Source organism: Photobacterium galatheae (assembly GCF_000695255.1).
Lineage (GTDB): Bacteria > Pseudomonadota > Gammaproteobacteria > Enterobacterales > Vibrionaceae > Photobacterium > Photobacterium galatheae.
In genome coordinates, this window is record NZ_JMIB01000008.1 from 66,439 (window position 1) to 80,751 (window position 14,313).

11 protein-coding genes are annotated in these 14,313 nt (G+C 53.7%); 4 read left to right on the forward strand and 7 right to left on the reverse strand.

The window, feature by feature from the left end; translation table 11 throughout:
* The first annotated feature begins 38 nt into the window (after nt 1–38).
* On the forward strand, nt 39–1,451 hold the full coding sequence (pykF, locus tag EA58_RS05685; protein ID WP_036750097.1) for a pyruvate kinase PykF: 1,413 nt from the start codon (nt 39–41) through the stop codon (nt 1,449–1,451).
* A gap of 97 nt (nt 1,452–1,548) precedes the next feature.
* On the opposite strand, the gene EA58_RS22110 is transcribed toward pykF, so the two are convergent.
* The 7 genes from EA58_RS22110 to EA58_RS05720 all read right to left on the reverse strand — a co-directional run bounded on the left by EA58_RS22110 (nt 1,549) and on the right by EA58_RS05720 (nt 9,743).
* Nucleotides 1,549–1,680, reverse strand: a complete 132-nt coding sequence (locus EA58_RS22110; RefSeq protein WP_036750098.1) for a hypothetical protein — start codon at nt 1,678–1,680, stop codon at nt 1,549–1,551.
* A 208-nt stretch (nt 1,681–1,888) separates the two neighbouring features.
* The gene (gene ilvN, locus EA58_RS05695) at nt 1,889–2,383 is read right to left on the reverse strand and encodes an acetolactate synthase small subunit (RefSeq protein WP_036750099.1); all 495 of its coding nucleotides are present in this window, start codon (nt 2,381–2,383) and stop codon (nt 1,889–1,891) included.
* On the reverse strand, nt 2,383–4,101 hold the full coding sequence (locus EA58_RS05700; protein WP_036750102.1) for an acetolactate synthase 3 large subunit: 1,719 nt from the start codon (nt 4,099–4,101) through the stop codon (nt 2,383–2,385). Before EA58_RS05700 ends, ilvN begins: the two co-directional genes overlap by 1 nt.
* A 616-nt stretch (nt 4,102–4,717) precedes the next feature.
* Nucleotides 4,718–6,535: an AMP-dependent synthetase/ligase gene (locus EA58_RS05705; protein WP_036750286.1), complete on the reverse strand. Its 1,818-nt coding sequence runs from the start codon at nt 6,533–6,535 to the stop codon at nt 4,718–4,720.
* Between the two features lie 276 nt (nt 6,536–6,811).
* Nucleotides 6,812–7,768 carry a transcriptional regulator LeuO gene (gene leuO, locus EA58_RS05710; RefSeq protein WP_036750103.1) on the reverse strand — a complete coding sequence of 319 codons (957 nt, stop codon included), beginning with the start codon at nt 7,766–7,768 and terminating at the stop codon, nt 6,812–6,814.
* A 350-nt stretch (nt 7,769–8,118) separates the two neighbouring features.
* Nucleotides 8,119–9,231, reverse strand: coding sequence for an MJ1255/VC2487 family glycosyltransferase (locus tag EA58_RS05715; protein ID WP_051641916.1), 1,113 nt, complete (start codon nt 9,229–9,231; stop codon nt 8,119–8,121).
* On the reverse strand, nt 9,228–9,743 hold the full coding sequence (locus EA58_RS05720) for a phosphatase PAP2 family protein (protein WP_036750105.1): 516 nt from the start codon (nt 9,741–9,743) through the stop codon (nt 9,228–9,230). The genes EA58_RS05715 and EA58_RS05720 overlap by 4 nt, the downstream gene beginning before the upstream one ends.
* A 432-nt stretch (nt 9,744–10,175) precedes the next feature.
* On the opposite strand from EA58_RS05720, the gene leuA reads away from it, so the two are divergent.
* Genes leuA through leuC form a run of 3 tightly spaced genes read left to right on the forward strand, consistent with a single transcriptional unit; the run spans nt 10,176 to nt 14,295 of the window.
* The gene (gene leuA / locus EA58_RS05725; protein WP_036750108.1) at nt 10,176–11,738 is read left to right on the forward strand and encodes a 2-isopropylmalate synthase; all 1,563 of its coding nucleotides are present in this window, start codon (nt 10,176–10,178) and stop codon (nt 11,736–11,738) included.
* A gap of 2 nt (nt 11,739–11,740) precedes the next feature.
* Nucleotides 11,741–12,832, forward strand: a complete 1,092-nt coding sequence (gene leuB / locus EA58_RS05730) for a 3-isopropylmalate dehydrogenase (RefSeq protein WP_036750111.1) — start codon at nt 11,741–11,743, stop codon at nt 12,830–12,832.
* Between the two features lie 26 nt (nt 12,833–12,858).
* The gene (leuC, locus tag EA58_RS05735) at nt 12,859–14,295 is read left to right on the forward strand and encodes a 3-isopropylmalate dehydratase large subunit (protein WP_036750113.1); all 1,437 of its coding nucleotides are present in this window, start codon (nt 12,859–12,861) and stop codon (nt 14,293–14,295) included.
* Nucleotides 14,296–14,313 lie beyond the last annotated feature (18 nt).

Consider the following 14,313-nt stretch of genomic DNA (forward strand, 5'->3'; position numbering starts at 1 on the left):
CCTAAAGTTTCCTTCAAGTTCTCCGGAGAATTTTCTCGATGAAAAAAACCAAAATCGTCTGCACGATCGGTCCTAAGACTGAATCTGTTGAAATGCTGACCAAGCTGGTCAACGCTGGCATGAACGTGATGCGTCTGAACTTCTCGCACGGCGACTTCGCCGAGCACGGTCAGCGTATCCAGAACGTTCGTGAAGTGATGGCGCAAACCGGCAAGCCTGTTGCGATTCTGCTGGACACCAAAGGTCCGGAAATCCGCACCATTAAGCTGGAAGGCGGTGCAGACGTCACCCTGACTGCAGGTCAGGAATTTACGTTCACGACTGATACATCTGTGGTTGGTAACAAAGACCGCGTGGCTGTGACCTACCCTGGTTTTGCCAAAGACCTGACTGTGGGCAACACCATTCTGGTAGACGATGGTCTGATCGAAATGGAAGTGCTGGCCACCACAGACACCGAAGTAAAATGCCGCGTGCTGAACAACGGCGACCTGGGCGAGAACAAAGGTGTGAACCTGCCAGGCGTTTCTGTCAACCTGCCTGCACTGGCTGAAAAAGACAAAGCCGACCTGAAATTCGGTTGTGAGCAAGGCGTTGATTTCGTTGCTGCATCCTTCATCCGTAAGGCTGAAGACGTGAAAGAAATCCGTGAACTGCTGACCGCAAACGGCGGCGAGAAAATTCAGATCATCTCTAAAATCGAAAACCAGGAAGGTGTCGACAACTTCGACGCAATTCTGGAAGCGTCTGACGGCATCATGGTTGCCCGTGGCGATCTGGGTGTAGAAATCCCGGTTGAAGAAGTGATCTTCGCGCAGAAGATGATGATCGAGAAATGTAACCGCGCTCGTAAAGTAGTCATTACTGCGACTCAGATGCTGGATTCGATGATCAAGAACCCACGTCCGACCCGTGCAGAAGCTGGTGACGTTGCGAACGCCATCATGGACGGTACTGATGCTGTCATGCTGTCTGGTGAATCTGCGAAGGGTAAATACCCAATCGAAGCCGTGACCATCATGGCGCAGATCTGTGACCGCACAGATGCTGCAATGCGTGCCTCACTGAGCGCACGTCTGGACAGCCCTCGCCTGCGCATCACTGAAGCCGTTTGTAAAGGTGCCGTTGACACCTCAGAAAAACTGAATGCACCGCTGATCGTGGTCGCAACTGAAGCCGGTAAGTCTGCACGTTCTGTGCGTAAATACTTCCCGACTGCAAACATTCTGGCAGTGACCACCAACCCGAAAACAGCCGCTCAGCTGTGCCTGACCAAAGGTGTGACCCCAGTGGTTGTTGATGCGATTGAAAGCACCGATGCTTTCTACGCGCGCGGCAAAGCACTGGCGCTGGAAACTGGTCTGGGCGCAAAAGGCGATATCGTGGTGATGGTTTCTGGTGCACTGGTTCCTTCAGGCACAACCAACACAGCTTCTGTACACGTTCTGTAAGCCAGCAGGACAACAAAGCGAATCAAAAACGGGAGCCTCAGCTCCCGTTTCTTTTTGCCGAACCTCACACGTCATGCATCTGGTTTAAGCCAGACCCTCACCAGCCAAAAATTTCCTTATGGTGCGTATTGAGCAGCAGAACGGCCAACAGGAAATACAAGGCACTGACATGAAACCCCAGCCAGCACAGCAACACTGTGGTTATACGAACCAACACAGTATTCAGCATCGTCTGACTCCTCCGGATCGGCGACTTATCCGACTTTCGTCTAAGATTCAGAGGCATCGCTATGGCCTGATTCTCTCACAGGCTGGGCTACCGACACCTTACTCATTAGACTTTAGTCGAATATCCGGCAAACGACGACCAGACGTCAAAAAGCCCGCCAGACAAGTCGGGCAGGCTTAGACAGGAAGGAAAGAAACGCTGGAAAGTGTCAGGCTTTCAGGGCGCGTTCACCCCGGGCAATCCCCACAACACCACTGCGTGCAACTTCAATGATTTCTGTCGCTTCACTCACGGCATCCAGAAACGCATCCAGTTTCTCACTGGTTCCGGCCAGCTGCACGGTATAAATCTGACTGGTGACATCGACAATCTGACCCCGGAAAATATCAGACGTCCGCTTCACTTCGGCACGGGCATAACCGCTGGCTTTGACTTTCACCAGCATCAGCTCGCGCTCGACGTGTTCAGAATCCGTCACATTGCTGACCTTCAGAATATCGATCAGCTTATGCAGCTGTTTCTCAATCTGCTCCAGCGCCGCATCTTCAACGCTGGTGGTGATATTCAGACGCGACAAGGTGGGATCATCCGTGGGTGCCACCGTCAGCGATTCAATGTTATACCCACGCTGGGAGAATAATCCCACCACGCGTGAAAGTGCACCCGGTTCATTTTCTAATAATACTGATACAATCCTGCGCATTAGGTTCTCTCCGTTTTACTCAGCCACATTTCACTCATGGATCCGCCGCGGATCAGCATCGGGTAAACGTGTTCTGTCTCATCCACGCTGATATCAACAAAGACTAACTTATCTTTCATCGCTAAAGCGCGCTCCAGCTCACTTTCCAGCTTCGCCGGATCAGAAATGCGGATGCCAACATGGCCATAAGCTTCTGCAATCGCAGCAAAATCAGGCACAGAATCCATATAAGAATGAGAATGGCGGCCCTGATAAATCATATCCTGCCACTGTTTTACCATCCCCAGGAATCGGTTGTTCAGGTTAATGATTTTCACCGGAATATCGTACTGAAGTGCCGTCGACAATTCCTGAATGTTCATCTGAATACTGCCGTCACCCGTGACACAGAGGACTTCCGCATCCGGAAGGGCGAATTTCGCGCCCATTGCAGCCGGTAAACCAAAGCCCATCGTGCCCAGACCACCGGAATTGAGCCAGCGACGTGGCTTATCGAAGGGATAATACAGGGCAGCAAACATCTGGTGCTGGCCGACATCCGAAGCCACATAGGCATCGCCGTTGGTCAGTTTGTGCAGCAGTTCAATGACTTGCTGCGGCTTAATGCGTTCACTATCGGTGGCATAACTCAGGCATTTCCGGGCACGCCAGGATTCAATCTCACTCCACCACTCATCCAGAGCCGCTTTGTCATTGCTTCCTTGCTGTTCGTCGAGCAGTTTCAGCATGCTGTTCAGAACTGCATCGGCAGAACCGACAATCGGGATATCCGCTTTCACGGTTTTGGAAATCGACGACGGGTCGATATCAATATGCATGATCGTGGCATTCGGACAGTATTTTTCCAGATTATTGGTCGTCCGGTCATCAAAACGTACGCCAATCCCGAAGATCAAATCGGCATTGTGCATCGTCATATTGGCTTCATAGGTGCCATGCATCCCCAGCATGCCCAGGCTGTTGTGGTGTGTCCCGGGGAAAGCGCCCAGTCCCATCAGGGTACTGACCACAGGAATATTCAGGCTTTCAGCCAGTTTCAGCAGCTGTTGCTCACAACCGGACATAATGGCACCGCCGCCGACGTACAGGACGGGCTTCTTCGCAGCCAGCAGGGCTTTCAGACCACGCTTGATCTGACCTTTGTGTCCTTGCAGGGTGGGATTATAGGAGCGCATACTGATCGCTTCCGGATACTTGTACGGATAGGTATTGGCCGGATTCAGCATGTCTTTAGGAATATCAACAACCACAGGGCCAGGACGTCCGCTGGATGCAATGTAGAACGCTTTTTTGATAATTGCCGGGATATCTTCCGTGCGCTGCACCAGAAAACTGTGCTTCACGACCGGGCGGGAGATCCCCACCATGTCGCATTCCTGAAAGGCATCGTTTCCGATCAGATCACTCATGACCTGACCCGACAGGACCACCATCGGAATGGAATCCATGTATGCGGTCGCGATACCGGTGATCGCGTTGGTTGCCCCTGGGCCAGAAGTGACCAACACCACGCCCACCTCGCCGGTGGCACGGGCATAACCATCTGCCATGTGCACGGCTGCCTGTTCATGGCGCACCAGAACGTGCTCGATGTCGCTTTTCTCATGCAGCGCATCGTAAATATCCAGAACAGAACCGCCAGGGTAACCGAAGATATGCTTTACGCCTTGATCGATCATCGAACGAACGATCATATCGGCGCCGGACAACATTTCCATATTCTTGCCTCCAGGTCGTGTATACCTGCGCCTGTATCGTGGTTCTGACCTGAGGTTATCCGGTGTTCATGGGCGAGCTGGGGCCGTCTTTCCATGCCGGAGCAGCAGGGAAGACAGTCATACCGGGTTACGCCAGATTACCGGGCGGCACTGTCGTCAGATAATGCCGCCAATTCAGGTTGCGGCAAACATGACAGGCCAACACATGCCAGTGATACAGACGGGTATAACATAGTTAGGGCTTATCTTTAGCCTAAAGAAATCCAGTGTGTTTTTCGTGCTATGCGGCTGCCAAAGGATGTTCCCCCCCAGCAGTACCCGTGAACCAACATAACGTTTTTCCACCACTGACGTCTATTCCCCATAGCCATTTCGTGGTTATTTTCTGTACTGAATAAAAATCACATGATTAATAGCCATCGTGTGTTCTATCAACAGAACAATCGACCAAAATCACCCCCTAAAGTCAGTAGATGTCAACCGAGAAGGGCAAAGGGGAACTGAAAATCTGAAAGAAAATGAGGCAAAAGAGAGGCGGACATTTCAGGGGGAAGACAGCAGCCTGCGTGTCAGGCTGCTGATTGATTCAAAGAAAGCGGTACAGAAAACAGAAGCTTTAGTGCTGCGGCGGCTCTTTACGGTGACTGTCTTTGTACATGGCTTCAATTTGTTTGTGGTAACGCTCAAGAATCACTTTACGGCGCAGCTTCTGCGTTGGCGTGAGTTCACCCTCATCCATCGAGAAAGCTTTCGGCAACAGGGTGAACTTTTTCACCTGCTCAAACTTGGCCAGATCCTTTTGCAGCTCGGCAATCCGTTTTTCAACCACCGCCAGGATCTGGCTGTTTTTCAACAACTCCAGTCGGTTATGGTACTTGATGTTCAGTTCCCGGGCGTAACCTTCCAGGGTCTCAAAACAAGGCACCACCAGCGCAGACACAAACTTGCGGGCATCGGCAACCACGGCGATCTGTTCGATCAGATTATCCTTACCAATCGCGCCTTCAATCACCTGTGGCGCAATGTATTTCCCGCCCGAGGTTTTCATCAGCTCTTTAATCCGATCGGTGATAAACAGATTGCCCTGCGCATCGAACGCGCCGGCATCCCCGGTTTTCAGGAAACCGTCCTCAGTAAAGTTGGCAGCCGTTTCTTCCGGCAGTTTGTAATAACCCCGCATGACCATCGGGCCACGCACCAAGATCTCGTTTTTCTCGCCAATGATCACTTCGGCACCCGGCATTAACGTCCCGATAGAATCGGCGTGAAACGCCCCGTCATCCCAGCAGGAGATGGTTGCCGTCGTTTCCGTCATACCGTAACCCAGCTTGACGTTAATCCCGATGGCATGAAAGAAACGGCCAATCCCGGCATCCAGCTTGGCACCACCGCATGGCATAAACTTAATTTGCCCGCCCAGGACATCCCGCAGTTTCGACAGCACCAGCTTGTCGGCCGCTTTGTGTGCCACATTCAGCAGTGCAGACGGACTTCGCTTCTGCTGCCGGCACGCTGCCATCCGGCTGCCAATCGCAATGGCAGCATGAAATAATGCCCGCCGGTGGATCGGGGCTTTCGCAACTTTGGTCTGCACCGCGCCATAAATTTTTTCATAAACGCGGGGCACCGCCGACATCACATTCGGCCGCACTTCGACCAGCGCTTCACGCACGGCATTGGTATCGGTCAGGTAGCAGTTCACGCCGCCCCGGTGCAGAACGTAGAACGTCCACGCCCGTTCAAACACATGAGACAACGGCAGGAAGCACAGAGACACATCACCCTCACTGAGCGCCAGACGCTGGTCATGACCTTCTAGCTGAGCGGCAAAGTTTGCGTAATCCAGCATCACGCCTTTTGGCGTTCCGGTGGTTCCCGAGGTATAAATCAGGGTCAGCAGGTCGTCCATCCGGCAATCATCCAGCCGGGCTGCGAGTTCATCCGGATCAGCCTGCTTCGACATCGCTTCAAATGCAGCATAGTCGCACACCCTTGGGTCTTCCGTGTCGCAATGCCCTTCCATCAGCACAATGCGTTCAAGCAGCGGACATTCTGCAGCAACGGCCAGTGCAGCCTCAAGCTGTGCCTTCTCCCCGACAAACAGCACTCGGATATCGGCATTGTTGATGATGTAAGCCGCCTGCTGAGGTGTGCTGGTCGGGTAAATTGGCACTGTCACCCCGCGCAGATACAGGGTTGCCAGATCAGCAATGGTCCAGCGCACCATATTCGGGGAGAAAATGCCGATTTTGTCCTGAACTCCCACCCCCTGGGCCAGCAGTGCCAGCGCCAGCTGATGCACCTGTTCCCCCAGCGCGTGCCAGCTGATATCCCGCCACTGGCCATCCTGCGGATAACGAAGTGCGGTGTGCTGTCCCAGACGCTTAATCTGCTGCCGGATACGATGAACGATGTGATACTCGAGTTGTGACATATACTGCTCTGCCATGTAGTAAGCTTACAGCTGTTCGCTGAAGGAGCAGAAAGTCTACTGATCGGACGTCAAAAGGCAACTGCCCCGTCCAGAGTTTAGAGCAGAATGCTGCATGGCTCTCACTCTGGTGCCCGGCAGCCGGCCTCAGGCACCAACCCGATGATGAAATGAGAAAAAACGGCCACTTCCCGGCAAGGAGAAGGACCGTTTTGTTCAACAACAACATCAAATCACAAGACGATACGAAGTCGGATCAGGGTGAATTCGGCCCTTGCCTCAACAGCTTTCCGTTTCACAGATCGTCATCAGCTGTTCACGCATCCACTGATGGCCTTTATCTTTTTGCGATGAATCATGCCAGCTCAGGTATCCACTGATCCGTTTCCCTTCGAACGGCAGCGTCAGTAATTGCAGCGACAGGGTTTCTGCCATAGAAACCGCCAGCCATTTGGGCACCACGGCAATCAGCTCTGACTGACCCACGACATAAAGCATATTACTCAGACTGCCGCCCTGATACGCCACCTGACAGCCCGGAGACATCTGATAGACAGACTCCGCAAAGCCTCTCACCCCCTGAACCGACTTCAGCACGGCATGCTTTTCCGCAACAAAGGCTTCCGCGCAGAGATTGCCCTGCAGGCGTGGGTGATTCCCGGCCGCCACAACCACCAGCTCATCTTTGAACAGCTCCGTGGAGGTGAAGCCCTGCTCGTCAAAACGCAGGTAATCAATCACAAAGTCCAGTTCCTGATAACGTAATTTCTGGACCATGTCGCTTTCAATCCCGGCTTCCAGTGCGAGCTGCACTTTCGGAGCAACATCCGTCAGCTGACGCAGGATATGGGGCGCAAAGCGGATATCCAGTGGGCTACAAACCGCAACCCGGAACAACCGGCTTGAGGTTTCCGGCAGGAAGGCGGCAGATGGCAGTTCATTCTTGATCAATTGCAATGCCTGACGCACCGGGCCGAATAATTGCTTCGCCCGAACCGTCGGCTGTATTCCCCTTCCATGGCGAACAAACAGCTCATCATCGAAGGTTGTTTTCAGTCGTGCGACCGCATTACTCACCGCTGGCTGAGACATTCCCAGATGATGTGCTGCACGGGTGATATTCTGCTCCTGCATCACCGCATCGAATACTGTCAGCAGATTCAAATCAATATGCCGCAGACCCGAGCCTGGGGTCATATGATCTGCTGCTTGGAAAGACATACCTCTACGCGCCATTTCTGACCTCTTCTTCGAATCATTCAGAGAACCATGCTCCAGTGAACCATGCTCCAGAAAACCATGCACACAACATCTGGCAGCACAGTCCCTCACATACCCATTAGAAAATGAGGAGGAATCAGTATGATTCAAAAGATTGATGCCACCAATACAGCAGAAGGCTCCAACCTGGCTCTAAGGGTATGAAAGCAACCAATATTGAACGATTGTCCAAAGAAAAACAAGCGGATATCCCCACTCTAAAAATATCTAAAAAGATATAAAACAAGATGAACAAATATAAAATTCAATCAGTTATGTCATTCAGGTACACCGGGGCCAGCAAGCACCCGGTGAAAATGGCGGGATCAATAAATACCAGTAATGAATGATTTCAGTCCGACGGTATCGGCTGACGGGCCCAGATCTCTGACGGTTTCGAGCACAGGTTCCGGAAAACTGATCGGCTCCCACAACGACCGACACAATGCCTGCGCCGTTTGGGGTTCCCCCGCCAGTAACCAGCGGGCGACAGCCAGTGCGACATCCGGCCAGACAACCTGCCCCGGCGAATGGCTCGCAAGCCAGTTCCGCAACGCACCGGCATCCAATGCATGCATGCAAGATGCCAGCCCCATCAGTTCCAGCGTGGCCACATTGCTCATCTGTTCGTATTGTCCCTGCAACGGTTTCAGCAACAGTTTCTTGCCCAGCGCAATGGCTTCAGACGGCAATTCAAAGCCACCATTGGCGATCACGCCATCGCAAAGGGCCAGTCGCTGATGGAATCCGGTACGGCTGAGCGCGCAGACATGGACGTTGCCGTGACGCTCATCCTGTTTCACGGCAGGGTGATAACAATGAAAGGTAACCTCTGAGAAACGATGCAGCAGCGCCAGCACTTGCGACAGATCTTCAAACGGCAGGTAAACCAGCACTGATCCGTCTGTTTCGGGTGACGCACCATGCGATCGGGGAACAATCGGGGGCAGAATCGGTGCACCAAAATGATACCAATGCAGGCCAAGCTGCTGATCTGTAGGCGCAAAATAACGAATCAGCTGCCGGTCCAGCCACCCTTCCCCTTCTTTGGGCACATCAAAAAGAAATGCGCTCTGGTGACTGAGCCCAAGTGTCCGGATGCCCTGTTGACGTGCCGCCCAGGCAGACACAGGTTCAAAATCGTTCAGCACCAGATCATAACCCCTGAGATCCAGTGCTTTCACCTCCCGCCAGAAGTTCACCAGCGAGTTCTGACAGAAGGTTTTCCACTGATTGACCTTGCCCTGTTCCGTGACAAAGGTCAGCCCTGTGGCTGTGCGGTAATCCCCAAAACAATCCATGTCGAAGTACTGATCCACCGCCCGGCCTGAGAAATGGAAGTCGACCGCCACACCCAGTTCTGAAAATGCCCTCGCCATTTCCCTCGCACGGGAAATATGACCATTTCCTGTCCCCTGAACGCCGTAAAGTATCTTCATATCGCCCCCTTGACGACATCAAAACACATCATGCCAAGCAACGCGCCTGCCACAATGTCGGTAATAAAGTGCACACCCAACAGCACACGGGAGAACCCAATGAGCATCGCCCAAGGCCAGACGATCCAGGCTGCCGCCGGGTAAAACGTTGAAATAAGGGAGGCCATCAGAAAAGCTGCCGCCGTATGGCCGGAAGGCAGACTGTATTTGTCAGAAGGTTGAATAAAACTGGGGAGCCGGGCCGGCCGGTTTCGCTTGAAGGTATTTTTCAAAACCAGATAAATAGGTAATTCCAGCAAAAAGGCCAGCAGACCAATGGCCAGCACCTGTCCGCCCTGCTGGCGGTCCAGCGCCCAGGCCAGCAGACCAAAGATGACATAAAGCGGACCATCACCAGAACGGGAAACCAGTCGGCTCAGGGTCGCCACCGGCTGATTAAAGCGATGGCACAGACATAAACTGGAAAAGGCATAGTCAAAGCGCTGGATGGGTGCGAATACGGTCACGGTCATAGCACTATTCTCCTCATAATCCATAAAGCCAGACTAGGAAGCCCAGATGACATCTGGGTGACGATTTCGAGGAGGGATAATGACAATGAACACCAATGTGGGACTGTGCGCGTTTCTTTTTATTCGTCCCGCGCACCACAAAAACAACCGAATCTGCAAATAAAGATGCAATTAAGGCTTGACGCTTGTCTGCACAATCTGATATTCCTTTGGTCAACAACACAGCGGAAAAATAAAATGCAAACACAATTCACCCTCCTCCTCAGCCTACTCCTTATCGTGAACAATCGCGTGGGTAGCTGATGGGTGAAATTCACCGCTAAAGTTTCAGAAAAACCCGCGCCCTAGCGCGGGTTTTTCGTATCTGGGCCCGGCGTAAAGGACGCGAACAAGCCATCATTAAGACAGGCAGGCCAACAAAAGGAAGCAATCATGAACAACGATCAGGTCATCATCTTCGACACCACCTTGCGCGACGGCGAACAGGCGTTGTCCGCCAGCTTAACCGTCAAAGAAAAATTGCAGATCGCTTACGCACTGGAGCGTCTGGGCATTGATGTGATTGAAGCCGGCTTTCCGGTTTCCTCACCGGGCGATTTTGAATCGGTCCAGACCATCGCAAGGCACATCAAAAACAGCCGGGTCTGCGCCTTATCCCGAGCCGTCGCCCATGACATTGATGTCGCCGCCGAGTCGTTAAAAGTTGCCGAAGCCTTCCGAATCCACACTTTCATCTCCACCTCCACCATCCATGTTCAGGACAAACTGCGCCGCAGCTACGATGATGTCATCGAGATGGGTGTTGCCGCCGTCAAACGCGCCCGACAGTACACCGATGATGTGGAATTCTCCTGTGAAGATGCAGGCCGGACCCCAATTGATAACCTGTGCCGTATGGTCGAAGCCGCCATCAACGCCGGAGCGACCACCGTCAACATCCCGGACACCGTGGGCTACACCCTGCCGAGCGAGTTCGGTGGGATTATCACCCAGCTGTTCAACCGAGTGCCAAACATCGACAAGGCCGTGATTTCGGTCCACTGCCACGATGACTTAGGCATGTCGGTCGCCAACTCGATGGCTGCGGTTCAGGCGGGTGCCCGTCAGGTTGAAGGGACGATCAACGGCATTGGTGAGCGCGCCGGCAACTGTGCGCTGGAAGAAATCGCCATGATCATCAAAACCCGTGCTGAATTGCTGGGTGTCACCACGAATATCAGGCATGAAGAGATTTCCCGCACCAGCCGTCTGGTCAGCCAGCTGTGCAACATGCCTATTCAGTCCAACAAAGCCATTGTCGGTGCCAATGCCTTCAGTCATTCCTCGGGTATTCATCAGGACGGCGTCCTGAAGAACAAAAACACATACGAAATCATGACCCCGGAATCCATCGGTCTGAAGAATCAGGCGCTGAACCTGACCAGCCGCTCCGGTCGTGCCGCAGTGAAGAGCCACATGGACACCATGGGATACAACGAAAACGAATACGATCTGGATACCCTGTATGCCGACTTCCTGAAACTGGCCGACCGCAAGGGTCAGGTCTTCGACTACGACTTAGAAGCCCTGATGTATTTCGCCAACCTGCGCGAAGAAGACGATTTCTACAAACTGAACTACCTGAGCGTCCAGTCTGGCAGCGTGATGGCCACCACCAGCATCAAACTGCAATGCGGCGATGAAGAGAAATGCGAAGCCGCTGTCGGGAACGGCCCGGTCGATGCCCTGTATCAATGTATCTACCGTCTGACCGGCTATGAAATTGTGCTGGAAAAATTCGAGCTGACAGCCAAAGGTGAAGGGGAAGATGGTCTGGGACAGGCCGATATCATCGCCAACTACAAAGGCCGTAAGTACCACGGTACCGGTCTGGCAACCGACATTGTTGAAGCCTCAGGTCAGGCGTTGCTGCATGTGATTAACAGCATCCACCGCGCCGAACAAATCGAACAAATTAAGCAAATTAAACAAAAATCGAAAATGGAGACTGTATAACCATGGCAGGTCAAAGCTATCAAATTGCTGTGTTACCCGGCGACGGGATTGGCCCGGAAGTGATGCGTCAGGCGCACAAAGTGCTGGATGCCATCGAAGAAAAGTTCGGCTTCACCCTGGCCCGTGAAGAGTTCGATGTCGGTGGCATTGCCATCGACAATCACGGCTCGCCATTGCCTGAGCAGACCCTCAAAGGCTGTGAGGCTGCCGACGCCGTGCTGTTCGGCTCGGTCGGCGGCCCGAAATGGGAACACCTGCCTGCTAATGATCAGCCGGAACGCGGTGCGCTGTTACCCCTGCGTAAACACTTCCAGCTGTTCTGCAACCTGCGTCCGGCGCAAATCCACAGTGGTCTGGAAGCGTTTTCTCCGCTGCGTGCTGACATCTCAGCCCGTGGTTTCGACATCGTGGTGGTGCGCGAGCTGACCGGCGGGATCTACTTCGGTCAGCCAAAGGGCCGCGAAGGGGAAGGCGCGATGGAAAAGGCCTACGATACCGAAATCTATCACCGTTACGAGATTGAGCGCATCGCACGCATTGCCTTTGAATCCGCGCGCCTGCGCCGTCAAAAAGTCTGCTCGATCGACAAAGCCAACGTGCTGCAAAGCTCGATCCTGTGGCGCGAAGTGGTCGAAGGCATTGCCAAAGATTATCCGGATGTCGAACTGAGCCATATGTACATCGACAACGCCACCATGCAGTTGATCAAAGATCCGTCTCAGTTCGACGTCATGCTGTGCTCCAACATCTTCGGCGACATCATCTCAGATGAATGCGCCATGATCACCGGCTCCATGGGCATGCTGCCGTCTGCGAGCCTGAATCAGGACAAGTTTGGCATGTATGAACCTGCGGGCGGTTCCGCGCCGGATATCGCAGGCAAAAATATTGCCAACCCGGTGGCACAAATCCTGTCGGCAGCCCTAATGCTGCGCTACAGCCTGGGTGAAGAAGAAGCGGCACGCGCCATTGAGCAAGCCGTCTCTCAGGCACTGGAAGCCGGGGAACTGACTGCCGATCTGGCCGGAGACCGTCCGGCACTGTCGACCGATGCGATGGGCGACAAGATCGCCGCCTACATTCGTCAGGCGTAAGCTGAACCACGAGGAGCAAACGAGCAATGTCAAACACAACAACAGGCAAAACGCTGTACGAAAAAGTTTATGATGCCCACATCGTGGTCGAGGCAGAAGGCGAGAACCCGATCCTGTATATCGACCGCCATCTGGTCCATGAAGTGACTTCTCCGCAGGCGTTTGACGGCCTGCGCGAAAAAGGCCGTCAGGTCCGTCAGACCGGCAAAACCTTTGCGACCATGGACCACAACGTGTCCACCCAGACCAAAGACATCAAGGCATCGGGCGAAATGGCCCGCATCCAGATGGAAACACTGGCGAAAAACTGCAAAGAATTTGGCGTCACCCTGTATGACCTGAACCACAAATATCAGGGCATCGTTCACGTCATGGGCCCGGAGCTGGGGATCACCCTGCCGGGCATGACGATCGTCTGCGGTGACTCTCACACCGCGACCCACGGTGCTTTCGGCTCGCTGGCTTTCGGTATCGGCACCTCAGAAGTTGAGCATGTACTGGCGACCCAGACCCTGAAACAAGCCCGCGCCAAGACCATGAAAATTGAGGTCAAAGGCAAAGTTGCACCGGGGATCACCGCCAAAGACATCATTCTGGCCATCATCGGGGAAACCACGGCAGCCGGTGGTACAGGCCACGTGGTGGAATTCTGTGGCGAAGCCATTACTGACCTGACCATGGAAGGCCGGATGACGGTCTGTAACATGGCGATCGAACTGGGCGCCAAAGCGGGTCTGATTGCTCCGGACCAGACAACCTTCGACTACATCCAGGGCCGTCACTTTGCGCCAACGGATGCAAACTTCGAAGCTGCCATCGCATACTGGAAAACCCTGAAATCTGATCCGGATGCGCAGTTCGACAAAGTCGTGACTCTGAATGCCGCCGACATCAAACCTCAGGTCACCTGGGGCACGAACCCGGGTCAGGTGATTGCGGTGGACGAGCTGATCCCGGCGCCGGAACACTTCAGCGATCCGGTCGAGCGTGCCTCTGCCGAGAAAGCGCTGGCCTATATGGGCCTGCAAGCCGGTAAAAAACTGTCTGACTTCCCGGTTGATAAAGTTTTCATTGGTTCCTGCACCAACTCCCGCATCGAAGATATGCGTGCCGCCGCAGCCGTTGCCAAAGGCCGTAAGGTGGCACCAAACGTTCAGGCGCTGGTCGTTCCCGGCTCTGAGCAGGTGAAAGCACAGGCAGAACAGGAAGGTCTGGACAAAATCTTTATTGAAGCCGGTTTTGAATGGCGTCTGCCGGGCTGCTCCATGTGTCTGGCGATGAACAACGACCGCTTAGGTCCGGGAGAGCGCTGCGCATCCACCAGTAACCGAAACTTCGAAGGCCGTCAGGGCCGCGATGGCCGCACCCATCTGGTGAGCCCGGCGATGGCTGCTGCCGCTGCCTGTGCCGGTCACTTTGTGGATATCCGCGCGCTGGACCAAGAAACCCTTGCGACCGCCTAACAGAGCCACCGCCTAACA

Excerpts from the sequence above, each read along its gene's own strand:
- pykF (WP_036750097.1), top strand. The coding sequence starts at position 39 with ATGAAAAAAACCAAAATCGTCTGCACGATCGGTCCTAAGACTGAATCT.
- EA58_RS22110 (WP_036750098.1), bottom strand. The coding sequence starts at position 1,680 with ATGCTGAATACTGTGTTGGTTCGTATAACCACAGTGTTGCTGTGCTGG.
- ilvN (WP_036750099.1), bottom strand. The coding sequence starts at position 2,383 with ATGCGCAGGATTGTATCAGTATTATTAGAAAATGAACCGGGTGCACTT.
- EA58_RS05700 (WP_036750102.1), bottom strand. The coding sequence starts at position 4,101 with ATGGAAATGTTGTCCGGCGCCGATATGATCGTTCGTTCGATGATCGAT.
- EA58_RS05705 (WP_036750286.1), bottom strand. The coding sequence starts at position 6,535 with ATGTCACAACTCGAGTATCACATCGTTCATCGTATCCGGCAGCAGATT.
- leuO (WP_036750103.1), bottom strand. The coding sequence starts at position 7,768 with ATGGCGCGTAGAGGTATGTCTTTCCAAGCAGCAGATCATATGACCCCA.
- EA58_RS05715 (WP_051641916.1), bottom strand. The coding sequence starts at position 9,231 with ATGAAGATACTTTACGGCGTTCAGGGGACAGGAAATGGTCATATTTCC.
- EA58_RS05720 (WP_036750105.1), bottom strand. The coding sequence starts at position 9,743 with ATGACCGTGACCGTATTCGCACCCATCCAGCGCTTTGACTATGCCTTT.
- leuA (WP_036750108.1), top strand. The coding sequence starts at position 10,176 with ATGAACAACGATCAGGTCATCATCTTCGACACCACCTTGCGCGACGGC.
- leuB (WP_036750111.1), top strand. The coding sequence starts at position 11,741 with ATGGCAGGTCAAAGCTATCAAATTGCTGTGTTACCCGGCGACGGGATT.
- leuC (WP_036750113.1), top strand. The coding sequence starts at position 12,859 with ATGTCAAACACAACAACAGGCAAAACGCTGTACGAAAAAGTTTATGAT.